At 50.0% G+C, this 24,786-nt stretch carries 17 protein-coding genes; 3 read left to right on the top strand and 14 right to left on the bottom strand.

All coding sequences use genetic code 11. The features are described from left to right. Positions 1-27 precede the first annotated feature (27 nt). From AC1DM9_RS25555 to AC1DM9_RS25510, 10 genes are all read right to left on the bottom strand, one after another. Positions 28-4,449 (bottom strand): S-layer homology domain-containing protein, encoded by a 4,422-nt coding sequence (locus AC1DM9_RS25555; RefSeq protein ID WP_477582894.1) that lies wholly within the window; start codon positions 4,447-4,449, stop codon positions 28-30. A gap of 385 nt (positions 4,450-4,834) precedes the next feature. Further along, positions 4,835-6,964, bottom strand: coding sequence for a right-handed parallel beta-helix repeat-containing protein (locus tag AC1DM9_RS25550; protein WP_477582892.1), 2,130 nt, complete (start codon positions 6,962-6,964; stop codon positions 4,835-4,837). A 41-nt stretch (positions 6,965-7,005) separates the two neighbouring features. After that, a complete protein-coding gene (locus tag AC1DM9_RS25545; RefSeq protein WP_477582890.1) occupies positions 7,006-7,821 on the bottom strand; it encodes a carbohydrate ABC transporter permease in 816 nt (271 codons plus the stop codon). Continuing rightward, on the bottom strand, positions 7,818-8,711 hold the full coding sequence (locus AC1DM9_RS25540; RefSeq protein WP_477582888.1) for a carbohydrate ABC transporter permease: 894 nt from the start codon (positions 8,709-8,711) through the stop codon (positions 7,818-7,820). The genes AC1DM9_RS25545 and AC1DM9_RS25540 overlap by 4 nt, the downstream gene beginning before the upstream one ends. 60 nt (positions 8,712-8,771) lie before the next feature. Next, complete coding sequence (locus AC1DM9_RS25535; RefSeq protein ID WP_339207618.1) at positions 8,772-10,139, bottom strand: ABC transporter substrate-binding protein; 1,368 nt, start codon at positions 10,137-10,139, stop codon at positions 8,772-8,774. 112 nt (positions 10,140-10,251) lie between these two features. After that, on the bottom strand, positions 10,252-11,580 hold the full coding sequence (locus AC1DM9_RS25530; RefSeq protein ID WP_477582885.1) for an ABC transporter substrate-binding protein: 1,329 nt from the start codon (positions 11,578-11,580) through the stop codon (positions 10,252-10,254). Next, positions 11,558-13,123, bottom strand: coding sequence for a response regulator transcription factor (locus AC1DM9_RS25525; RefSeq protein ID WP_477582883.1), 1,566 nt, complete (start codon positions 13,121-13,123; stop codon positions 11,558-11,560). Before AC1DM9_RS25525 ends, AC1DM9_RS25530 begins: the two co-directional genes overlap by 23 nt. Positions 13,124-13,126: 3 nt before the next feature. Beyond that, positions 13,127-14,959 carry a sensor histidine kinase gene (locus tag AC1DM9_RS25520; RefSeq protein ID WP_477582881.1) on the bottom strand — a complete coding sequence of 611 codons (1,833 nt, stop codon included), beginning with the start codon at positions 14,957-14,959 and terminating at the stop codon, positions 13,127-13,129. Between the two features lie 180 nt (positions 14,960-15,139). Then, positions 15,140-15,346: a hypothetical protein gene (locus AC1DM9_RS25515; protein WP_339207614.1), complete on the bottom strand. Its 207-nt coding sequence runs from the start codon at positions 15,344-15,346 to the stop codon at positions 15,140-15,142. 136 nt (positions 15,347-15,482) lie between these two features. Beyond that, complete coding sequence (locus tag AC1DM9_RS25510; protein ID WP_477582878.1) at positions 15,483-17,456, bottom strand: glycoside hydrolase family 127 protein; 1,974 nt, start codon at positions 17,454-17,456, stop codon at positions 15,483-15,485. Between the two features lie 136 nt (positions 17,457-17,592). On the opposite strand from AC1DM9_RS25510, the gene AC1DM9_RS25505 reads away from it, so the two are divergent. Continuing rightward, positions 17,593-18,465, top strand: coding sequence for a helix-turn-helix domain-containing protein (locus AC1DM9_RS25505; protein ID WP_477509398.1), 873 nt, complete (start codon positions 17,593-17,595; stop codon positions 18,463-18,465). Between the two features lies 1 nt (position 18,466). On the opposite strand, the gene AC1DM9_RS25500 is transcribed toward AC1DM9_RS25505, so the two are convergent. Beyond that, complete coding sequence (locus AC1DM9_RS25500; protein ID WP_477582876.1) at positions 18,467-19,489, bottom strand: dienelactone hydrolase family protein; 1,023 nt, start codon at positions 19,487-19,489, stop codon at positions 18,467-18,469. 144 nt (positions 19,490-19,633) lie between these two features. On the opposite strand from AC1DM9_RS25500, the gene AC1DM9_RS25495 reads away from it, so the two are divergent. Further along, positions 19,634-20,848: an aspartate aminotransferase family protein gene (locus AC1DM9_RS25495; protein WP_441908867.1), complete on the top strand. Its 1,215-nt coding sequence runs from the start codon at positions 19,634-19,636 to the stop codon at positions 20,846-20,848. 111 nt (positions 20,849-20,959) lie between these two features. Here AC1DM9_RS25495 and AC1DM9_RS25490 read toward each other — a convergent pair whose 3' ends face one another. After that, positions 20,960-21,694: an SDR family NAD(P)-dependent oxidoreductase gene (locus tag AC1DM9_RS25490; RefSeq protein WP_477509400.1), complete on the bottom strand. Its 735-nt coding sequence runs from the start codon at positions 21,692-21,694 to the stop codon at positions 20,960-20,962. 100 nt (positions 21,695-21,794) lie between these two features. Here AC1DM9_RS25490 and AC1DM9_RS25485 point away from each other — a divergent pair, with 100 nt between their 5' ends. Beyond that, on the top strand, positions 21,795-22,049 hold the full coding sequence (locus AC1DM9_RS25485; RefSeq protein WP_339207608.1) for a hypothetical protein: 255 nt from the start codon (positions 21,795-21,797) through the stop codon (positions 22,047-22,049). Positions 22,050-22,064: 15 nt separating this feature from the next. Here AC1DM9_RS25485 and uxaC read toward each other — a convergent pair whose 3' ends face one another. Then, positions 22,065-23,471 carry a glucuronate isomerase gene (gene uxaC / locus AC1DM9_RS25480; protein WP_441879127.1) on the bottom strand — a complete coding sequence of 469 codons (1,407 nt, stop codon included), beginning with the start codon at positions 23,469-23,471 and terminating at the stop codon, positions 22,065-22,067. Between the two features lie 21 nt (positions 23,472-23,492). Next, on the bottom strand, positions 23,493-24,785 hold the full coding sequence (locus AC1DM9_RS25475) for a Gfo/Idh/MocA family protein (RefSeq protein WP_477582873.1): 1,293 nt from the start codon (positions 24,783-24,785) through the stop codon (positions 23,493-23,495). Position 24,786 lies beyond the last annotated feature (1 nt).

Below are 24,786 nucleotides of genomic sequence, written 5' to 3'. Positions count from 1 at the left end.
CCGTAAATTTGTTCCGAACGTTGGCGGTCACCTATTATACAAGTTATAAAGCACCACAGCTGCCTGCGCTCTGGTTGTCGATCCTTTCGGATCAATTCCACTGCCGGTGCCCGATATGATTCCTTCTCTCACCAATGACGCTACGCTCTCTAAAGCATAACCAGATATTTCCTTCACATCAGCAAATGAATCTAGATCAGACTTATCCCCTAGGCTAGGCGCTTTTCCTGCAATCTTCAGCGCTCTATCTATCAGTACGATCATATCCTGTCTGCTAATCTCGGATTCCGGATTAAATTGATTGTTTCCTACACCGGACGCCAAGCCAAGCGCCCTGGCTATCGCAATCTGCTTATAATAGTGTGCATCCTCCGCCACATCATGAAAATTATTTTTGGCGTCTGCGCTAAGCTCCAAGGTGTCTACTAACAGCTTCAAGAAATTTGCTCTTGTTATACTCTTTTCAGGCGAATAGCTAGTTTCACTTGTTCCATTTATGATGCCTTTGGATGCAATTACCGATATCTGTTTTTCAGCCCATTTAACGTTTGATGTATCGTCAAATTTCTTCTTAACAAAACCTACCGCATAGATTGCATTTGCTTGTCCTGATACTGTAACTGTTCCGGTTGCCGCATCATATTTGCCATTAGTTACAATGGCAATTGAACCGTCTTTCGCCACTTTATATACTACAATATGTTCAGAATCAGACCTTTCCTTTTCATTTGGACCATAATTTATGGACACTTTTGCGGTTGCATTTATTTTTTTATTATTTTGCAAAAGTTTCACATCCACAATCGGTCTATCTCCTACAAGTCGCTGTGTCTCCTTAGTCCATTGATTTTTGTCAGAACGGCTTATGATTATATCAATCTTGCTGTTTTTATCATTTGCCAGCTCTTTTACGACATGATTCAGTAATGAAACGCTGCCAATTGCTGTCTCCAGCACAATATCAACCTTTTCCTTTGCTGCCGTATCTAAAGGAATGGTTATCGTATATTGTTGTATATCTTCCTTGCTGTTAAGTCGTACTGTTATTTGCTTACTTCCATCTTTTTTGACTTCTGCAGCTTTTATAGCTGCATCCATATCCAGCTCACCGAACTCTACTATTGCATTTCCGTCTTTGTTCGGTTTTAGATTTTCAACAACAATCCCATCTTTCGATATTTCTGGTGTTGATGGTGTCGGTTGTGTCGGTTGTGTCGGTGTATTCTCTCCCCACCTCGCATGCAGAGTAATGTTTCCCGTTACTTTATCCGTTGAAAAATTCCATGCGGTTTTAAATGTTGCTTCTTTATACCAGCCGTTAAAGGTATATCCTGTTTTGGCAGGAGTTATAGGTACCGTGATCGTGCTGCCGCTAGTAACATTGGACAGGTCAGAAACATCGCTGCCGCCATTGCTGTTGAAAGTTACGGTATAGGTGGCTGGCGCTATCGCCCCCAAACGATCGATTGCTCCTTGTAGTTCGTTTTTTGCCAGATCGATTTCAGCCTGTAATACATTCACATCAGCTAATGTATCCTTCGCTATCGCCAATGCCGCATGAAATACTCCCCATACTTCGTCAGGCACATCGCCTTGCGCAAGGTCCTCATATAAGTTGTACAAGTGGCTCAATTCCGTCTTATTGCCTGTAAAACTCATTAAATGCACTTTCGCAAGAAGGTTTTCATATGCAGCCGTGATTTCTGCTTCGGATGGATCATCCTTCATATAGACGACATATGCTTCTTCCAGCGCTTTTTTGATAGCTTCCTTGACCACAGGTACGAGATATGGATAATCCAGCGTTAATTTTTGTTCTTCAACATAATCGATTAAATCTTTAATCTCCTTTTTGTGCGTAGATGGACTATTAAAAGATTCTTCTATTCGGAAAGAATACACCTCTACATAGCGATTCGACGACGCTTGATTTTTGCTGTCCTGCACCTCAATTTTGATCGTGTGCTGACCGCCTCCCAAATCTTCCGAACGGAACAGCAAAGCTCCGGTCTCTCGGCTCGTCGAATACAGATCTACGTTCGTTACATATTGGCCGTCGATATAGACATCGGCAATGCCATGATCATCGCCGATAACGCCATACCATTCGATGATATTGCCCATAAAGCTGTAGACGGCCGTTGCGCCCGCCTCTGTTGAATCGATCGATTTATTGGTAGCTCTCGTCGTCCACGCGCCCTTCTTCACGACAGCCGGGTCGTTTCCGTAGATCGTTGTCACTTTCGGCAGCACTTTGATCATAATAAGCTTCTCTGCAACGATTGCCCCATTTGATTTGGATTTGGCAATAACCTTAACCGTTCCCGTTGACTGATTGGATGTCAGCAATCCGTTGCTGTTGATCGCGGYGAGAGTTGTGGTACTGCCGTTAACATCCCCGACAGACCATTCGACCGACTTGTCGCTTGCGTATTGCGGGATGACCGAAGCCGTCATTTGCATAGACGATGATAATCCCATCTCATCGCTTTCGCTGGAAATCAGCACATTTTTTACAGGATAATCTTCTTCTGGCGGCTGAGTCGTATTGTTATACACTTTAAACGCATCCAATTGCGCCTCTTGGGCTCCGGACTTATACACCACTTTTATTTTATGAAGCCCGTATGGCAGATCYGTCTTTTTGTAAGCCTCGAATCGGTTTTGTTCGGGGCTGCCGTTAAAGGCCCCGCTGCCCGTAATCGTGCCCGTCGCGATATCTCCATCAATATAGACGTCCATATTCGCAGACCATGACGCTTTATTGCCGATCACGCCGATGCCGGTACCCATAAACTGAAATTCGACCGACGGCGATGCCTCCGTATTTTTGGAATAGTGGGTGTCGTTGTTATGGTAGCCGCTGTAGACGTTCGGGCCATAGGTCCAGCCGGTGTTCTCGGAGTACCTGATTCGGGAGTCGTTATCGTTCACCAACACTTCCGGCTCAGGCTCTGCTTGACGGATCGCTTTCTTCAACGCAAAGAGAGCTTGAATGGTCGAATCCCCGGTCGTGCCTCCCTCCCACATTTTGATGTTAAGCGCTATTGGCACCTTTCTCTCCGATGCGCTCTTTACATTGGCAATCAACGTATTCGTATTGACCGTCAGATCAATCGCTTCGTTCTGGCTTGTAATGCCCCAGTTGTCGTTATTCAGCATCGGCATCCCCACTTGCTGCAGGCCTGCTTCTCTGCCCACTTGGAATATACCGTTCGCCGTAGGCTCCGTAATGTCTCCCCAAGTGCCTTCGCCAAAAATCATATCTTGGAACTCAGTGATCTTCGTCCCTTCCCAGGAATTATAAGATACAATCCGATTCGGATTGCCCGCCTTCGTCGCGAGGGCCATTCTCTCGAACGGTGCAGGATAATAGACGCAGCCATCGTCGAAAAACCAGCCGTCCAAATTCGTTCCCAGAGTTGTGCCTATTTCCTTAACGACTTTTTCCCAGTTATTAATAAATGTGCTGCGATCTCCGACTCCGTATTTCGTAAAATCGTTCGGCCAATTTTGTTTCGACTTCCAAGCCGGCTCCTGCTGAATACCTTGGTGGTAATACAAATAAAAGTCGATGCCTCTGGCCTTGGCTGCAGCTGCGATTTCACCCACCAAATTGCGTTCCGTCGTTAGCGAAGAATCGCCCATAATGTCATCTACCGCCTGCACAGGCATTTGCATTCTGTACTGCCACCATGTAATCGACCAGATGACGAAGCTTGTGCCCGTATCTTCCAACATGTCCACAAACGCTTCGACATCAAAATCATTTGTGGAATCTTCCGCGTTCTTTTTCGATCCGAATTGCGGGTACCCCCATGTGCCGTACTGAAAAAACAAACCGTAGCCGGAATTGCCAAATTTGGCCCGTTGCTCGCTTCCCGCGGCTTTATAAGAGGCTGCTCTGTCCAAGTATGCCGCCTTGTCGGAAAGGCGGATCATATCAAGCCCCTTAATGGAGATATTCTGATTGGTGCTCGTCACCTTCGTAAGCGTGATCGTGCTTTCCCCCGGCGGGATTTGCAGTGCGCCGACTTCCGCTACTTCCCAACCATTGTGCTCTTTGGTGAAATTCGTTTCGGTAGAGGATTGATTTTGCTTAACAGTCAGTTTGAACTGCGTACCCGCCGTTGCTTTCAAATGCAGCCAAGCAAAATAATCGGTTGTTTCGTTCAAATCCGAACGCACAGTCCATTTCAAATAGTCGCTGCTTCTTTCACCAAAATTGTTGATCCAAAAATATTTCGGTACCCCGGCGTTAAATATGGTGATCGCATCGTCCCGTTCCGCCGCCGCCGCCGGCAGCATCTCCAAATTATCGATCGTTTTTGCCGGGTTAAGCACAAACGTTCCGCCTTGCTGGGCTTGTGCCGACACATTCGCCGCCGGCAGGAAAGGAAGTGCCAAGACTAACGCCAATACCATCGCCAACCACTTTTTTGCTCTCATTTTTCATTTGCCTCCCTCTTATTTTTCACTCATGATAGAAGCTGATCCTTTATGGCATAACGGTTTCACCTCCTTTTCGCAAATTCGAAAGCGCTTACATTTAGTGCCATTAAAGTACCCACTTAATAGTATTAAGCAGGGTTAAGGTGAGAACGTCTCAATGCTTGGCCTTCGCGCAGATAGGACATGGGTTCCGTTATTTCAAAAAATATGGCCTCGTCACCACCTTCAGCGGACATCCATTCCGTTATTCCAATGAAATACGGGTTCGATCTTACAAAATACCCTCGTTATCGGAACGGATGTCCGGATTCAATCGGGAACGGGTAGATTGACTCGTAATAACGGATCAGATGTCCGCATCTTCCTCTCCTAAGTATCCGAGTCAGCCAAAGTCAGGGAAGTCATCTTCCAAGCCGAATTGATCCATCGGAAAGTTGCGGAATCCAAGCGCCAACGCGGGGGATTCCGGTCTAACGCGATAATCGCCTCCCTCGGGATCGATGAACAACGGGGCGCCAAATACGGAATGGACGTCCCAACCCATCGCTTGCCAATCGGACCATTCGTACGTCTCGGTCCGGCTCCCTAACGGACGGTAATGAACTCTAGCAAGAAACCGTCCCACATCGTTGTAGAATACATTGCCATCCAGTTCCCGCACCCACGCGCCATGAACGGGAGGGCCGATGAACTCATACAATACGCCTTTGGACACGCCTTTCTGGAAATCGATGTCGACCTCGGGGTTGTCCCATTCGCTGTCCGCGACGACGATGTTCCGGATGAACCGGTCGCTGTTCCCCTCGTATCCGATATGGATGCCGGGAGGATTGGCCCCGTTCACGAAAATATTGTTTTCGACCGTTCGGTGATCGCCTTCCCGCAGTTTAATCGATACGCCGATGCACAAGTTTTCCCGCACGACGTAATTGGAAGAGCCGTCATCCAGGTCGATGCCCCATCCTTTGCGATCGCGGAACCGATTGTTGCGGATGACGACCGGCTTCCTGGCATCCAGACAAACATCCCCGGCGCCATGCGACGCTGGTCCGTGGGATTGGGACATGCACCAGAATCGGTCTCGTCCCCATGAATTGAAGGGGCCGTGATCCCCAGTCTCCCTAACCGTGTCGTAGATATCGTTAAACTCAATGACGTGCCCGCCCCAAGTGCCGTCGTTTATGCAGATAGCAGCTCGCGGCAGCCGGAATATTTCGTTATGGCTGACGATATTGTCCCGGCTGACCGAGATGAACACGCCGGCTGTCTGCTTCCCGTATACGCCGATATCGTGGATTTTGTTGTTGCTGACCGTAATTTCGGCAGGGTAAGCATGCTGGCTACCGAGCGTGAGCGGCTTCGAGCCGACCAGACAAATGCCGCTTTCTCCGATGTCATGCATCCAGCAGCCATGTACCCGGTTCCCACGGTTGTACAGGCTCATGAACACGGCATTTCCACCCACGGCGTCGAAGCGGCAATACGCGATTTCGCAATGCTCCGCCCCTTCCAGTAAGATGGCTCCTCCTCGATGGATCGTCCAGTCTCCAAGCGATGGCGCCTCGTAAGTTTGAAGGTAAGTCGGTGCCGCATGCCTGAAGGCTAGTCCGATAAACGATACATGCCGAACGGGATTCCGTTGCGTTCCCCTGCATAAGACGATACCATCCAAGACCGGCACTTCCACGACGGCAGCACGGAGATCGAGGCCGACAGGCGGATAATAATAGAGATGTCCACATTCCCGGTCCGCATACCATTCGCCCGGCGCATCCAGCTCCTCGAACACGTTCTCGATGTAATAATCGGAACGCTCGTCGATGCCGGTGCCATCGGCCCCTTGCATAATGTCGTTAATCTGATTGCCGCCGTCGCCGAGACGTATGAAGCCCGCTTCACGGTCGACTTTCTTCACGCGCCATTGCAGGTTGCCCCATCTGTTTTTGCCGAAGATGTGTACGACCGCATCTTCCGGATGAGCCCAATCCTTGCCGGTAAATGTGGCGGGGTCGAAGGCGAATTCGGCATGAGGCCACGTGGCCGGTTCATGGAGAGGACGCAAATAAGCAGGTTCGCCATTTAAGGTATTCGGATAGCGTGCCCGTATCTGCCTCGCGCCGTTCACGTACAGCTCGGTGAACAAGCTCTCCTTCGAGACGCCTCGCCACTCCGGGATTTCGCATACCCAGATGCCGTCCCGGTACGGCTCCCATTTCCCGTGAAGCCGCATGCCTCCGCTAATGACGGGACGCTCGCCAGGGTAGGCCCGGTAGCGAATCGGAGCTTCTTCCGTCCCGGAATCCTCCGCCGTCAGCGCGAACGTCACGCCCACGTAATGTGTGCCTTCCCGCAGCCATACCGTTGCCGAGCGCACCCCCGCGGTTCCCGTACTTCTAAGTTCCCTTCTTGCCCGGTCCAAGGTGGCGAACGGCTCTCTCTCCGTTCCCGGAGCGCGGTCGTCCCCATGCAGGCTAACGTAATAATTAACCTGCGTCTGTTCTTCCTGTCGCATTGTTCCATCCTCCTAAACGCTTTGGCTTCGCTAGCATTTGCCTAATCTTTGACTGCTCCAGAAGTAATTCCACTTGTGATGAACTTGCGCGCAAACGTAAAGATGACGACACCCGGCATCCCCAGCACAACTAGCGCCGCGTTGAATTTCCCCAGGTCGGCGGGAGAAAAGCCGAACAAGCCTTTTAGCGTATTGACGGCAACCGTAGCCGTCAGCACGGACTTATCCGTCAGGAACATAAGCGGCAGTAGAAAATCTTGGAACGACCACATGATCGAAAGCACCCCGAGATTAATTAGCGCAGGGATGGATAGCGGCAAATAAATGTGTATGAACGCCTGCAGCTTGGAAGCACCGTCGATCGAAGCCGACTCCATCAGCTCGGGCGGCAGATTGTCGTAGTAGTTCCGCAGCATCAGGACGGCGAACGGCAGCGTAAGAACCGCTTCCGAGAAGATGACTGCCCAAAGCGTATTGTAGAGATCCAAGTTTTTCAAAATATAATAAAATGGAATCAAAATGACGACGCCAGGTACGGCCAGACATAGTAGAACCGATACATAAATGGCTTCCTTCGCGAAAAATCGAAGCTTGGAGAAGGCGAAGGCAGCAAGCGCGCCTATCGACAGCAGCAGAAATGTCGAGCCGCTAGCAATAAGCGCCGAGTTCCAGAACGTGCCTATAAGCGAAATGCCGTTCAAATCGCTGGTGAACAAATCGACGTAATTCTGAAACCCGTTCACTTTCAGCGAATTGCGGATAGCGGTATAAAACGGAAACAGCCAAACAAGAGCGAAAGCATACAAAAATACGCTAATGATTCTCTTCTGCTTGCGGTTTGCGAGAGCGAAATTCATGCCCGTCCCCCCTTTCCCGTCCGAGGACGATAAGCGATAAGCTGGATGACGGATATCCCCAAAGCGATAAGGAGCACGATGACGGATGCCGCGCAGACGTAACCGATATTCGCCCCGGCGGACCGGGCAAAGGAATAGATATAGACGCTCGAATTCTCCGTTGTGCCCGCCGGACCGCCTTGCGTAAGCAGGAACACCCTTTCGAATTCACGGAAGCTCCCGAGCAGCGTAGACAATATTATCGTTTTATGGGCGTTCTTGAGCAGCGGAAACATAACGCTCCACAGCATACGTCCAAGTCCCACTCCATCGATAACGGCCGCTTCGAGTATGCCGGCATTAATCGTCGTCATATCTGCGTTATAGTACATCATGGGTAGCCCGATTAGAAACACAGAGATGGAGATGATGGACATGTAAGCGAGCGTCGGATCGCTTAACCACCGTTGGGCAAGGAAATCGAGACCGATGCCGTGCAGCAGCTGATTCAGCGTGCCAAAGCGAAACTCCAGCATGATGGAGAATACCATCGCGATCAGAGCCAGCGGCATGAAAGACGGGATAAAAAACAGCGATCCCAGCAGCTTAGAGCCTCTGATCCCCATATTCAAAACGACGGATACCAAAAATCCGACCGACAAGCTGATGAGAATGGCGGCCGCCGAATAAGCCAAATTGTTGACAATAGAGCGCAAAAATCGGTTGTCCGACAATGCGGTGACATAGTTGTCCCAGCCCACGAACGTCGCATCCCTGAACGACAGCGTCTGGTCGTAGAAGCTGGCATGCACGATAAAATAAAATCCATAAACCAAAAAAACGGAAAACAAAAGCAGCAGCGGAGCGATAAACATAAACCCGACTACATGTTCCCTGCCTGTGATTTTCATAAGATGCACACTCCCTCCTTAGCAGGACAGGAGCAGCGACATGCCGCTCCTACCGGGCTATCATTCGTTCGGGTATTTGCCCGTCTGAAATTCTTTTTCAATCGCTTTGGCCGTCTCTTCAGGTGTCTGGCTGCTTATGAGCAGCTTCTGAAGCTGTTGGCCCGCGACATCGGAGAACGGGGAATTGTTGTTCCGGTCGGCCGTCGGGAAGCTGAGCAGATCGGTTAACGTCTTATAGGATTGCTGCGCCGTCGGTGTCGTCAGAAGAGAAGCATCCGGCGCGAAGCCCGTCTTGTTGGTCGAGAAGGCGAACGTCGAGGCGAGCATGTCGTTGCCTTCGCCGAATACGAGGAAGTCGATCAGCTGCATCGCTTCCTTCGGATGTTTGGAATGCGCCGGTATGCCGATGCCGAGATCGATGAAGGATCGGATCGACGGTTTGCCGTTTGCTTCGATGGCCGGAATAGGCAGGACTCCTACGTCGCCCACGTCCACTTGGTTGGACTTGCGGAAGCTCTCCAGCAGCAGGTTCGCCTCCCAAGTGCCTTGGATAAAAAACGCCGCTTGGCCGGAAGTAAAGGCGGTACGGGAAGACGTATAGTCCATATCGAGTACGTCGTCTTTGCTTATGATGCCGTCAACGAAAATTTTCTGGAAGCTAGCAACTGCCTGCGTAAACTCGGGTCCGTCCAGCTTCTTGCCGTTGTATCGCCACTGGTTGAACAGGTCGGATTGCTGACCGGCGATCGTCCAGACGAGCTCATCCAAAATCCATGCGTCCTTGCCGCCGACGGCTACGGACAACTTGTCGCTCTTCGTCTCGCGAAGCTTATCGGATACGTCCTTCAACTCCGCGTAGGTTTGCGGTGCCGGCAGACCAAGCTCATTCAAAATGTCTTTGTTGTAATACATAACCATAGAGCCGACAGAAGCCATCGGTAAGAACTTCAGGCTGTCCGCCTGGGACTTCGCTTGCGCGACGCTGTTCTCGTTAATGACCGATTGCCAATCTGGCCGCGCTTCGGACAGCAGCTCCTCCAGCGGCAGCAGATCCGCCTGGATTTGCTTCGGCATCGCCCCGGTCTGAACGCCTACGACATCCAGGTCTTCCTGCGTGCTGAGGGCCATCGGCATCTTCGTCTGGAAGTCTTTGCTCTCCATTACCGTAAGCTCGACTTTAATGCCCGGATGCGTTTCTTCGAATTTCTCGATAACCGGCTTGTAGAGATCCGCGGACGGATGCCACGTCCAAAATTTCAAGGTGACAGACTCCTCGCCGCTCACCGTCGCGGACGGCTTGTCGCTTTCAGCCGGTGTACTGGCATTTGGCTCGCCGTCCCCGTTCGATGTGCCGCACGCGGCCAGCGTCATGGCAAATACGAGGAGCACGCTTAGCAACGAATAAGCTTTGTTGACTGGTTTCTTCATGAATAAACCCCCTTCGAGCATGTATAAAGCGCTTGCAAAACAAGCATAACATGCGCCGAAGGGGGCACCTATGGACATTCCACATGAGTCGATATGGAAATCTTACATCGTTTTAGCGGGGATATTGGAACTCGGGGATGCCGCGATCAATCGCGGCTTGCTTGCGGTAATTGTCCATACCGGTGAGCGCCTCCCGGGTCGTAATGGCGCCTGTCATCGCTTGCCGGACCCACTTGGCCATCTCATACTGGCTGTAGCCTACGATAAACGGAGTGACGGAGGGAGAAGTGTGACGATCGATCTGCTCCTTGTTCTCCACATATTGAGGGGTTGGCTGATTCGTCGTCACGCTGTAGAAATACGTTCCCGTCTTCAGATCGCGGTAAATGTCATTCAGCACGGAGGGCTGTGCAAGGAAACGGATGAACTGCATCGCCTCCTCGGCATGGCTGCCGTTTTTGTTGACCATAAGCATGGCTGCATTCGGTCCTTCGTACAGCTTGGCGTCCTTGCCGCCTACGAAGAGGGGCATTATCCCAAAATCGCCTGCCAAACCGGGATATTTCTCGTCCAGATCGGAATACAAATAATCGTCCCATGACATGACCATAGCGTAATCGCCGCTATGCAGCGCGGTCGGCAAGCCGTCCCAGTTGTTGCTGGCCGAATTGCTACCGAAATACCCATGATCATACATCGTCTTGTACCAATCTACGACTTCCTGGACAGCCGGCACGTCGGCCAAATTCACTTGGTTCGAATTCAGCGCTTCCACCAAACCCGGCGTTCGTTTGGCTGCATAATCCATGCCGAATTGAGGCATTAGCGGCCATACGTCTTTGCTAGCCAAATAGACCGGAACGATGCCTGCCTCAAACAGCCTCTTGCATAAGGAAAAAAATTCCTCCTGCGTCTCAGCAACCCGCAAGCCCAGCTTTTCAAATATGCGTTTATTATATAAAGTCCCACTGGTGGAGGCCATCCATAGGGGCAAGCCGTACAGCTTGCCGTCCTTCGACAGGCGCGGCTTCACCTCTTCGGTTAGGTCTGCCACCCAGTCCTCACCGCTCATATCGACGAAGTTACGCTCCGGATGCAAGTCGCTGAGCGCAGCCCCTCCGAAGTGCATGACCAGGTCCGTAATTTCGCCAATCGCGACCCTCTTGCTGATTAATGTATCGACTGTATCGATCGGAAGAGCCTGCAGCTCGATCCGGTTGCCGGTCTGCTCCTCGTAGAGCGCGATAGCCCGCTTCAGAATCGGCTTGACCGTCCAATCCTGGTTGCCCATCAGCGTTAGCGTAATCGCCTGCGACTTGCCCAGTGCGACCTCCGTCTCATTATTTCCTGTGCTGCATCCGAAGAGGAGCGCAGCGAAGACGAGCATCAGTATAACACTCGTACGGATGAACTGCCCGTTACAAGCCCCCGTTCTGCCCATCCTTCGCCCTCCTATCCTTGTATTCCCTAGGGCTGATCCCCGTCGCGTTTTTGAATACTTTGCTGAAGTACAGACTGTCTTCGTAACCGACGAGCTCCGCGATCTGGCGGAGCGACAGCTCCGGCCGATCATGGATGAGCGCGATCGCTTTGTCAATGCGGAGCTTCGCCAAATATTTTCCAGGCGGCATGCCGACTACGTCGCTGAACACGTTTGAGATATACGTTTTGTTATAGCCGAACACTTGCTGAAGCTTGTCGCTTCCGATCGGCTCCATGAAGTGTTCGTCCAAGTAACGCCGGACGCTTTCCATCAAGTCTTTTGCCGAACGGTCCGGGCGGCTCTTGGCCAAAGCCGCATATCCCTCCTTCATATATCCGCAGAACTGTTTTACCGCTTCATCCAGTGTTCGGCAGACGGATAAAAGCTCGTTCGCATCAAAAGCGGCCATTGTCGAAGCGATTTCCTTCGGCCAATGTGCATGGAAGGAACGGACGATCGCTGCGAATAAGCTCTCCACCTCGGGCTGCCCGTAGCCTTCTTTACGCCACTCTCTGACCCATCCTTGCATAGCCTTCTCGAACGATTCATAGTAGGCCGAATGAGTCAGACTGCGGCAGGCTTGATCCAGCTCAGACGACAAGACGAAGCTAGGACGCCGCATATCGCCTTGCATCCATACACGCGCTTCGCCGAATCTCGTCTCACGGGCCAATGCTTCCCTGAGCTTACGAAGCGTAACCGCGAGATTCTCCTCGGCAACAGGCTCGGAGACGGCCATATTAACAACCCCTTCATCCGCTTTCGCACGGGATGTCCATGCAGCCAGCATGGATTCCGCAGCCTCCCGGTGAACGTTTCCCGATTTGGGGCCCATTAAGGCGCGAACCATGATTCTCTCATTCGACGCCCAACCGCTCATCCACCATACGGGATCCGCTTTCCATTCGGGGCTTATCTCCGCCTCCATGGCGTCATCATCCCATTGGCTATAGAAGTCGCCTGGCGAAGGCAGCCGATCTTCCCAAGCGCCTGTCCGGTAGGGTCCTCTCCTTATAAGCAGCAGCTGATAATGCAGATACCCCGGATTAGCGGGTTCCTCTCCAAAGTCATCAGAGAGCTGCAATGCCCGCTTTATATAGGCTCGTTCCGCTTTAGATTTGCGCTTGCGAAGCATGACGGAAGCTTTGGCCAGCGCTTGCTCCAGATGGTCTTCTTTCAGCGGCTTAAGCAAATAATCCCATGCGTTTTGCTGCAGGGCTTCGCGGGCGTAGTTAAAGTCGCTGTATCCGGACAAGATGATGCAAGGGATCTCGTACCCTCTACCGGACAGCACCCTCATCAATTGAAGCCCGTCCATAACCGGCATCCGGATATCTGTCACGATCAAGTCCGGCTTCGCTCCGTCCTCCAGCAGCTTTAGCGCTTTCGCACCGTTGAACGCCATATGCGATACGGCAAAGCCTTGGGGAGAAGACTCGATCATTCCCTTAATCATTTGAAGGATAGGCGGTTCGTCTTCAATGAGCATAATTCGGTTCATGCCTTATCGCCTCCCCGTTATTGTAAATACCGTGCCGCCGGCCGGAGATTGATCCACCCGAACCTCGACGGCCTCGCCATAAAATAAGTATAGTCGGGCAACCACATTCGCCAGGCCGATGCCATTGCCCTCGCGTATCGACAAGCCTCCATCCGCTTCTGCCACTTCAGCAAGACGATCCGTTTCCGCTCCGGGGTCGTCTCGGAGTCGCCCGATTTGCTGTCGTACTCTCTCCAGCAGCTCCGGCGACAAGCCGATTCCATTATCGGCGATAGAGACGGTCCACGTGCTTTCGCCGACCGTACCCGACACGGCAAGCTTCCATGGCGGTTCGATTCCCGCGAATCCGTGCTGGAATGCGTTTTCGACGAGAGGCTGCAAAGATAATCGCGGAATGGAAACGGGACCGATCGCCTGATCGATGTTCATTTCGATCTCCAGAAATCCTTCGTACTTGCTCCGCATCAAAGTTAAATATTGCTCCACATGTTCCATCTCCGCCCCGACGGTGGAATCCTTTCGGTCGAACTTCATCGTGTAGCGAAGCATATCCGAAAGCGCGATGCACATTTCCACCACCTTCGGATTGCCTGAGCTTCTGCCATTGGCCGCGATTACCGTCAGCGTATTATGGAGGAAGTGAGGGTTGACCTGCGCTTGCAGCGCGTTCATCTGCGCGACCATCTCTCGTTGCTTGGCCACCTCCTCTTGGCGCATCGTCCGCTTCAGCTCGTCGAGCAAGCCCTGAAACGCCAAGCCGAGCAGTGTAATTTCGTTGCGGGTTCTCAGCTTCGAGGGGAGCAGCTCCAGCTTCGCAAGATCGACATTAGCCAGAGAATCCTTCAGTCTACTTAGCGGTCTTGTCACGCGGCTGGTATAGAGATAGAGCGCCAGCAACAATACGGCCATCACCGCCAAAAAAATCGTAACGGAACTATGGCGCAAATACGCGATAGGCCTGCGGTAAACGGATACGTCCTCGATCAGCAGCACCGTCCAATCCACCTCCGTCAGCTTCGAATAAAACACCATCTCGTTTGTCCCGGAAAACTGCATCTGAAAATGCCCGAATTCTTCATCCAACAGCATCTTCAAGCGGTCGTTCTCCTCAATATTGCCGGCAATGTCCGGACTTAAGCTGCTGAACAATTCGCTGCGGTCGGGACCGAGAATAAGCACGTTGCCGAAGGACAGGTCGTTGCGGAAGAAAAAGAGGTTTTCCAGCTCTTTTACCGAATAGCTGACCTCCACGTATCCGTACACATTGTAGTTATCCCTAAGCGGACGTACGATCGAGACGACCTTATCTCCCGATTCGGACCATGGATCAGGATGGGGCGGTAAAAACCGTTTATAATCGTCCATGTTCAAGTATTCTCGAAACATAGGCATGGCGCGAACTTGGAATTTGTCGGCTTTCACATTGTCCATCTTATTGCTTAATCCCAAATAATCGCCGAAGCGACTGACGATGCTAATTCGTCCTTTGAGCGGCTGCAGCGACGTGAAGGATAGCAGTGTATTGCGCACTTCCGCACTAATTTCCGGGTGTGCGGTGAAGTAGTTCTCCTCGGAATTGGACGCGATCCCCTTCAGCACACCCAAAATCGAGTCGGATGCATTGACGGAGATTGAAAGCTTGTCCATTTCCTCCAGCATGTCGTCGACTTGCTCCTGAAGCTTGATCGTCGTCTGCTGCTTGTTTTGCGCCATATCGTTTTCGATCAACGATTCATTACGGAAATAATGAATGACGTTAACGATCGTAATCACGGAGAACAGGAAGATGGACAATGTCAAAAATATACTAGTCTGATATCTTAACGATCCGAACATGCCGCCCCCTTGCCGCGCGAAAAAGTAAGCGCATTCTATATTGCTTCTACTAATGTAACAAATAAGGAGTGTTGAGTGAACAGGACAATCTACAGATGGCGGTATGGAAAATTTACGGAGCAGAAAAAAGGCCATCAAGTCGGGTCTCCCCACCGTGAATGGCCTTCTCGCTATCTAATCTTATTCAATGCCTTGCTCTTTCGCTTTCGCGTTTACTTCCTCGATCTTCTTGTCTAGACCTTTGGCCTTGTAGCTGTCTTTGGTCGGAGTCGACATGTACGCCAGACGGATGTCGTAGTCCGGCACTTTCGTGTTGTACAGAATCCATTTGATATAATCGACCCCAGCTTGTCTGATGACTTCATGGGTAATCTTCGTGTTGTTCATGTCATAAGCGTCCGCTGTTTCGTAAGCTATCGAGTTTTTCAGGGAGCGATAAGCGATTACTCCCGAATAATTTCCGGTTAGCAATGACAAGCTATGTTCTTATTTTCCGTTCAAAAATGCTGGAATTCCAAGTTGTCTATATACGTTCCTTCACCCATACCGCCATCTCGCCTTTGCCGCGATTCGCCCATGCGTAATAGGGAATAAACGTAACATCCGTCTGCTCAAGAGCTGCGTCTGCGTTGGTGCGGTAAAGCTGAGTGCCCCAATCCTCGAATTGAAGCTTCAGCGCCTGCGCCTTAATGACTTGGATGCCGCCAATCAGATGTTGTTCAAACGTTTCCTCCAGCTTGGCATCCTGCGGCAGAAGTAGCTGCTGAAGCTGCTTTCCGTTGTCCGCTTCCTCTAGGCAATAGACGAGCGGTCCGCGCTGCAGCGCTACCTTTCCAGCATTTTGCTTCACTAGCGGATGGCTTCTTACTCGTAATATAGGCATATCGAGTGCAAGCTCCACAACGTCGCCGGACGTCCACTCCCGGTCAATTCGCGCATAGCCGTCCACGATTTGATTCGTAATGGAATAGGCTTCTCCGTTTATGAGTACCGCTGCATTGGAAGACCAGTCTGGTATACGCAGCGCCAAAGTGAATACAGCCGGCTCGCCGAGTGTCACCTCAAAACGTGCTGAACCTGCCCAAGGCATATTGGATTGCTGATGAAGCTTGATTTTTGTATCTCCTAATGAAAGCTCCATTTCTCCGCCGATATACAAATGCGAATAAATGGTATTACCTTTTGTGGAATACAAATATTCGCCAAGCGAGGCAAGCAAGCGAGCAATATTAGGCGGACAGCATGCACAGCCGAACCACTCTTGGCGTACAGGCTTCACATGATTAAAGTTTTTGTTTCTTCCTTCACATACATCCGGCGTTACCTCCAGCGGATTCACGTAGAAGAAATGTCTGCCGTCGCGCGACATGCCTGCAATAACGGTATTGTACAAAGCACGCTCCATAACATCCGCATAGCGGCTGTTAGGCTCGAGCTGAAGCATGCGATGAGCGAAGAATATAAGGCCGATCGATGCGCACGTTTCTGAATATACCGTATCATTTGGCAGATCGTAATCGAATGAAAAAGCTTCGCCCTGCGCCATTGATCCAATACCGCCAGTAATGTACATCTGCTTGGAGGCTATATTGTCCCACAATCTGCGGCATGCCGCAAGCAAAGACTCGTCGCTCGTTTCGCGTGCAACATCCGCCATACCCGCAAGCATATAAACGACACGTACCGCATGGCCAACCGCTGCTTCTTGCTCACGAACAGGCAAATGCGCTTGGAAATAATCCGCTTCGATATGAATTTTATTATTGCTCCAATGGGAAGTTCTGCCCCTGCGGTCAGCCTCTGCTTCGAAGAAGCTGGGCTGCTGGCCGCGCTTATCAATAAAGTAGCTGCTCAGCTCTAAATATTTGCGTTCACCCGTTGTCTCATATAATTTCACAAGCGCCAGCTCAATCTCTTGATGACCGTCATATCCTGCGATTTGACCTGGTCCATCACCAAACACGACAGCAATATCATCTGCGATGCGGCATACAATTTCAAGCAGCTTCTTCTTGCCTGTTGCTTTATAGTAAGCTACTCCAGCCTCGATCATATGGCCTGCGGTATAAAGCTCATGGCACTCTGTCAAATTTGTCCACTTCTTGCCCGGCTCTTTAATCGTATAGAAGGTATTCAAATAACCGTCAGGCTGCTGCGCCTTTTCAATAATGTCGATCATTTCGTCAGCAATTTGCTCTAGACCAGCATCTGGCTTTGTCTCAAGCAAATAAGCGACCGCCTCCAGCCATTTGGCTACATCGGTATCTTGAAATACGAAGCCGTAAAAATCACCTTTTTCTAAACCTGCCGCAATTTTAAAATTACGAACCGCTCCGCTTCGTTCGGCTCCCTCTACTTGATCATTTATAGCATCCCATTGATAGGGTACAACAACATCCCTAACTAGATTAATATAATAATTCCAAAATGAATCTTGAATATTGATCTGCTTAAGTGATACGGGTTTGGCATGGTCCCTGCTTGCGATTTGCTCCATTTATTAAAACCCCTCTTCCGAAATGAATAACTTCATACTGCTGATCTCTATTTTATGGGTTAAAATAAAACTTAAATACAAACGAAAATAACTAAATACTTATAAAATTTCACACAAGCAGGGAGTGTAATTGATTATGATAGCAGCATCGGAGCATATTTATTTTGCAGCCCCTCCGCTTCCTTATTACTTAGAGAGCGGCGTTACGAATCACGAACGGGGCGATCAGCATCCGAGCCGGAAGCAGCTAGGCGTATTTGATCTTCTTATCATAGAACATGGCTGCTTATTTATAGGCGAGGATGAGCGGAAATGGCAATTAACAGACGGGCAAACCTTGCTTCTGCTGCCTGACCGCTATCACTATTCCGTAAAGCCTTCCGAGGAAAAAACACGCTTTTACTGGGTTCATTTTCAAGCGGTGGGGGAATGGCAGCAAACGGAGCTCGATCACTCAGGCATTAACCAAGAAGAGCATTACAATCGTTTTCTAACTTCTCCTTACTCCCTTCACCTGCAGAAAGCATGGACGCTCCCCTATCCAGAGCAAGCGTTTCGATTAATGCGTACGCTGAACAAAGCTGGAGGAGAGCGTCAGTCGAGTGCATTCTGGACGCAGCAGCAGACATTCGAGGAGCTGCTGCGCATGATGGACCTGCGGCAAAATGACAGCTATACAAGCCCCATTGTCACTCTAGCTGAGAAAGCGGAGGCTTATATAAAAAATAATTATCGATTTGAAATTTCAAGCAAAACGATGGCTGAAGCTCTCAATTTTCACTATAACTACATTACCCGCTGCATGAAGCAGGTGTATGGCATGACACCTATCGACTATTTGTCCAAATATCGGCTTGAGCAAGCCAAGCTGCTGCTGCTCAAAACAGAATGGCCGATCGCAGAAATCGCGCAATATGTTGGATTTGAAAATGTTCCCTACTTCTCCAATTGCTTTACGCAGCAAATCGGGTTGCCGCCTACGAAGTTTCGCAAGCAATATACGACGTAATTTAAGGCGATAACGTTTGCTTCAACCAATCGTAAGCCAGTCGGCCGCTTATTTCATGCTTGCCCGGAAATACGTCCGTTAGAAGCTTGTCACCAGCTCCATCCGCCTCATAAATGGCCTGAATCTCTGCTGCCGCCTTCCGAAAGCCTGCCACCGGAAAAATTGGATCATTTTCTCCAGATTCAAGAAATAACGGACGCGGAGCAATTAATCCGATTAATTCCGGCAGCTCCGCGTGAACGAGTAAACTTGGCGTGTAATTATCAATGCAATGATGAACGGCAAAGATGCTGTCTTTGACTGTGCTCGCGAAGCCAGTCAATACCGTTGCATTTATGCGCGCTTCCAGCACGGCCGTCACAAACCCAATTAAACCTCCGCCAGAAAAACCCATGAGGCCAATCCGATCAGCATCAACCTCTTTACGCGTAGACAAATAATGAAATGCTTTTAACGCTTCTGATACGCGCAGGCCGGTCAATGTCTTGCCAAGCATCATCAGCTGCGTCGACAGCCGGTAGCACGAGCTTGGCGTATCTGGATTAAGCGCCAGATCGGCATGGAGCCTGCGTTCGCCGAAGCCGATGACGTCTGGTGCGATCACGACCATGCCCCGTTTCACGAGCTGAATAGCAAAATGCTGATGGATGCCCGGGTCTTCATCATCTTGTGATCCATCCTGCCGCAAACCAACAATTTGTCTGCTCCCATAACCATGACCATGCAGTGCCAGCACACTCGGCTGCGGCCCCTGCACATCACTCGGAATAAGCACATACGCGGCAAAGGTCAGCTCTGGCGTAGCCGACAGCTCCACCCGTTCGCGAACATATCCATCGCATTGAACGCGCTCAAGCACCTTCGGTATATGTGCGGGATTAGGCTCGAACTGGCCTACCAACTCTCGCAGCGCTGATTTCAGCTTCGGCCTGCGTTCATTTCGGAGCTGCAGAGTTCGAAGCTGTTGATGCCGAGCAATGGCTTCGTCATATAGCTTCGTTAAATAAGAATCACCATTCCACATCGTGATCTCTCCTCTTTGTTTGCATTTTTGTTGTCCACTTCCCTACATTCTGTTGTCTTTAAGAAAATTCAAGCAAAGTGGTTGAATCTTTATTCTTAATGTTGTATATTTATGCAATACAATGAATAACCGGGAGGCTCGTAAATGATTCAGATGGAAAAGTCAGCAACAAAGGCATTATTAGAAACGGCGGAGAAATCGGTTCTTTTTACGGCGCACCGTCCCAGCGTCGTGATGGAAAAAGGCAAGGGTATGTTTTTGTGGGATACGGATGGAAATCGTTACTTGGATTTTGTCGGCGGCTGGGCGGTTGCAAGCTTGGGGCATTCCCCTGCTGTATTGCAGGAGGCATTGTCACGTCAAGCTTCAACGCTTGTTCATGCAAGCCCCGGTTACTATAATAAACCAATGATTGAATTCGCCGAGACGCTGACCAGCGTCAGCGGTATGGATAAAGCTTTTTTTGTAAGCAGCGGTGCTGAGGCGAATGAAAGTGCAATTAAGCTGGCAAGAAAACATGGCTCTGTTAATTTGAATGGAGCATATGAGATTATTACGTTAACGAACAGCTTCCACGGACGCTCGCTAGCTATGATGTCTGCAACTGGGAAAGCAAAGTGGAAGGATCTATACGCTCCTAAGGTCGAAGGCTTTAAACATGTACCTATTAATGACCTTGATGCTTGCTTTGCTGCGGTTACGAACAACACCTGTGCAATTATGGTCGAGCTCGTGCAAGGGGAAGGCGGCGTTCATTCCGTAGATGAAGCGTATTTGTTCGGATTGCGTAAGATATGCGATATGTACGGCATGCTGTTAATATTTGATGAAATACAGACGGGGATGGGCAGAACAGGCAAGCTGTTCGCTTATGAGCATTACGGTATTATGCCTGATGTCATCACCTTAGGCAAAGGCATTGGTGCTGGCTTTCCGTTAGCGGCGATGCTGACAAAAAGCAAATATGACTTATTTGAGCCGGGAGATCAAGGCGGAACCTATACAGGAGCCCCGCTTGCCATGGCCGCAGGTTATGCCGTGCTTCAGGAACTGCTGGAGCAAAACTTGGCAAACAACGCTAAGCTGCAAGGCCAATTTCTAGAAGGCAGCCTTCGTGATCTTTCTCACGAATTTCCGATTGCGAATATTCGCGGCAAAGGACTTCTGCTCGCATTTGACGTACCTGAGAACACCGCTGATGAGCTTGCTGCGATTTGTATGCGTGAGGGACTGCTTATCAATGCACTGAATTCATCTACCATTCGCCTCGTTCCTCCATTAATTGTAACGCAGAAGGATATCGATCTCATGATATTCATCCTGCGCCGCTCTTTCCGTCAACTGCTTGCTGCTAAATAATGACTCATTCGTAACGAGCCAGCTGATCCAGCGAATGCTGAATCGGCTGGTTTATTGAAGTGAGCTCTTGCGCTAGCCTCAGCTGCACAATCCAATCCGCGTCTCAAGCTTCTACCAATTCAGCGCATTGCCTGCATAATCCACGTATTCACAATCTGCTGCCACAGCATCCAAGCTTATGCGGGCTTCAACTAGCTTTAGAATAGAGGACGCCGATTGCTCAGGCGTAAGTGACGCTGCAGCATCTAACTTGCCCTGCATATACGTCTGCACCCAGCCTGGGTGCACAACCAGTACACGGCCTCCGTGCTGCTTAATGCCATTATGGATCAGCTTGGATTGCATGTTCAGCGCTGCCTTTGACATACAATACGCATACCAGCTGTCCCGGTAGCAATCACTTATGCTGCCCGCCTCCGACGAAATATTGAGCAGAAACTTTGATTCTCCCTTGAGCAGGAGCGGCATAAAGGTCTGACTCAACCGCAAGCTGCCTAGAGTATTCACATTAAAAACATCAAGCATCTCCGCGTAATGAAGCGGATCCAGCACCGTTGCTGTAATATCTCCCAATATCGCTCCGTTATTGATTAATAGGTCCAGCTGATCCGTCCTTGCAGCTGTTGCCGCGAACGCCCTCGCCACACTCTCATCACTTGATATGTCCAGCTGCAGCACCTGCAGCCGACCTGCATGTGCTTCTTTTAACTCATCAAGCTGCGGTACATGGTCCGCATATTGTCCAGCAAAAACGTCATATTCTAGCTCAAGCAAGCATTTCACGAGGGCCAAGCCTACTCCTCGATCTGCTCCGGTTACGAAGGCTGTTTTCTTCAATGCAATCACTCCTATTATACTTATTGAAATCATTGCGAATGATGGATAAGCTGCTCCGCATAATCTAGTTACGGTTGTAATGCGCCTAATTAGCAGGAGGGCTCCCATTTTGCGTACACGAGCTGCCAAAAAAGAAGAATTTGAAATATACATTGTTCCCGCCTGGAAATGGAAGGAGTTCATTGCCTTTGAGCTCATCGGCGGCGCGGCATTTTATTTGCTATGCCGAAAAGCAGTGCATTCCGAGCTATTCGGAATTGCCGCGAATATAGCCGGACCGCAGATGCTCAAATTTTTGATGGCTGCTTATCGCTTGGATACAAAAAAACGTCCCACAGCCCCCGCTGAGCTAGCGGAATTGTAGAACGTTTCAAGCATGCTAGAAGCCGAAGTAAGCTTTCGCATTGCGATAAGAAATATTTTGAACCATTTGACCCAGCAGCTCCATATCTTCCGGCGCCTCGCCATTCTCGACCCATTCACCTAGCAAATTGCAGAGCAAACGCCGGAAATATTCATGTCTGGTGTACGAGAGGAAGCTGCGAGAATCGGTCAGCATGCCAACAAAGCGGCTAAGCAGTCCTTGATTGGCAAGCGTATTCATTTGATCAAGCATACCATTTTTTGTATCGTTGAACCACCATGCAGAGCCAAGTTGAATTTTCCCAGGCACCCCGCCCCCTTGGAAGCTTCCAATAATGGATCCCAGTACATCATTGTCCTTGGCATTTAGCGAATACACGATTGTTTTCGGAAGCGCGTCGTCCATATCCAGCGCATCAAGCAGCCTCGTTAGCGGGTAAGCTACGTCGCTATCATTGATCGAATCAAAACCCGTATCCGGTCCGAGCTTGCCAAACATGCGCGAGCTGTTGTTTCTAGCCGCATTGATATGGAACTGCATCGCCCAGCCGCGCTCGGCATACAAACGTCCCAAGAAGAGCAGCGTGAACGTTTTGTATTGCTTCTCTTCTTCCAGGGAGACCGTTTCCTTGTTCAAGGCTTTGGCAAAAATAGCGGCAGCATCAGCCTTCGTTGTCTCTGCATACGCAACGTAGTCCAGCGCATGGTCAGATACTTTGCAGCCCGCCTCAGCGAAAAACTTTACTCTTGCCTCAAGCGCATCAAGCAGCGCATCATAGCTGTCGATCGTCGTTGCAGCCGCCTCTTCAAGCTTGCCAACCCATTCTAGAAAAGTAGGACGATTGATTTCCAGCGCTTTGTCAGGCCTGAAGGAAGGCAGCACCTGTACGTTAAAATCATCTAAAGCTTTGATCGCGATATGATACTCCAGCGAATCAACAGGATCATCTGTCGTGCAGATGACCTCGACCTTGGACATGTTGACCAAATCACGCGCTTTAAATTGGCCTGTCGCGAGCTTGGCGTTAACCTGTTCCCATATGGACGGTGCATTTTTCTCATTAATAAGCTCATAAATGCCAAAATAACGACGAAGCTCCAAATGCGACCATTGGTAAAGCGGATTGCCGATCGTTTGCGGAACTGTTTTGGCCCATGCTTCAAAGCGCTCGTAATCGGTTACTCCCTCGCCGCCTGTTACAAAACGCTCCTCTACTCCATTCGCACGCATTGCCCGCCACTTGTAGTGGTCACCGTACAGCCATGCCTCCGTAATGTTCTCAAAGCTTTTATTCTCAAAAATTTGCTGCGGACTCAAATGGCAATGGTAATCAATGATCGGCATGTCCTTTGCAAAATCATGATACAGCTTAATCGCCGTTTCGTTTGACAACAAAAAATGATCGTCCATAAATGGCTTCATTTAAGCTTCCTCCTCCGCAACCTAGTTATGAAATTTCACAAGCTCATCAATTTGTACTGCGAGTCCCGTCTGGATTGAACGGTTCGCTGCAATGCCCGTTAGAATCGATCTTGCTCCATCAATATGATTCGCCGCCCTTTGGAATGGGTCCTCTACGGGCGTTCCAAATAGATCGTTCAGCAATACCGGATCGCCGCCGCCATGACCGCCAACGCCTTCTTCTACCTCGACCTCATAAGGAGCTGCAAACATTGGAAATACTTTAATCGACTGCTCTTTCAGCGCGCCCTCATCGGATTTCTCGCCGCCGGAATTCACATACGATTGTTCCACGATATTCATCTCTATGCGTCCCTTTGTTCCATTAAATGCAATGCGGTAGCCTTCCCATGGCAAATATGCGTTTAAGGAGTAGGTTAAGATGGCATTGTTTTTGTATCGGACAAGCACGCCCATCGTATCTTCAATATTAATGCCGTCACCGAACACGCTTTGATCGCGGCGGTAGCCGTCCTCATGCTCCGCATCCAAATACATCGCTTTCAAATGGTCATTTTTGTCCAAATGCAGCGCAAATGGATCATTCTCAGCCAGCGGATTACCCGTTGCGCGCTCATAAAATTGCGTCTCCCCGCGCTGCTCTGCATTTTCGCGACCATAGAACAAGAGATCACCAAAGGCAAATACCGATTCCGGCTGCGAGCCAATCCAGAAGTTCACGAGATCAAAGTGATGCGTCGATTTGTGCACCAGCAAACCGCCGCTGTTCTGCTTGTTGCGATGCCATCTGCGGAAATAATCTGCGCCATGCTGCGTATTCAGCAGCCACTCAAAGTGAACGGAGGTTACTTTGCCGATTGTACCATTAGCAATCAGCTCTCTAGCCTTCGTATGATGCGGCGCATACCGATAGTTGAACGTCACACGCACATTGCGACCCGTCCGTTCAACCGCATCCAAAATTTGCTGGCATTTTTTCTCGTCCACCGTCATGGGCTTCTCGGTTACAACATCACAGCCAAGCTCCAGCGCACGAATAATGTACGTATGATGCGTCCGATCCATGCTCGTAACGATGACCGCATCCGGCTTCTCCTGCTCAATCATTTGTTCAAATTCATTTGATTTGTACGTTTTTACAGCCTCATGGTTATATTTATCAACTAATATGCGATTCGCATAGTCCATCCGAGTTTGGTTAATATCACAAAAAGCGAGCAGCTGCGACGTTTCTCTGAAATCGGTTGCAAGCGCACCGTAGAAAAATTCTGCCCTGCCGCCGCTGCCTACCAATACATACCGTTTTTTTGCCATA

The organism is Paenibacillus sp. 01T431, from assembly GCF_056398625.1.
The sequence above is the reverse complement of the archived record's forward strand: the minus strand, read 5'-3'. Positions and strand labels throughout refer to the sequence as shown.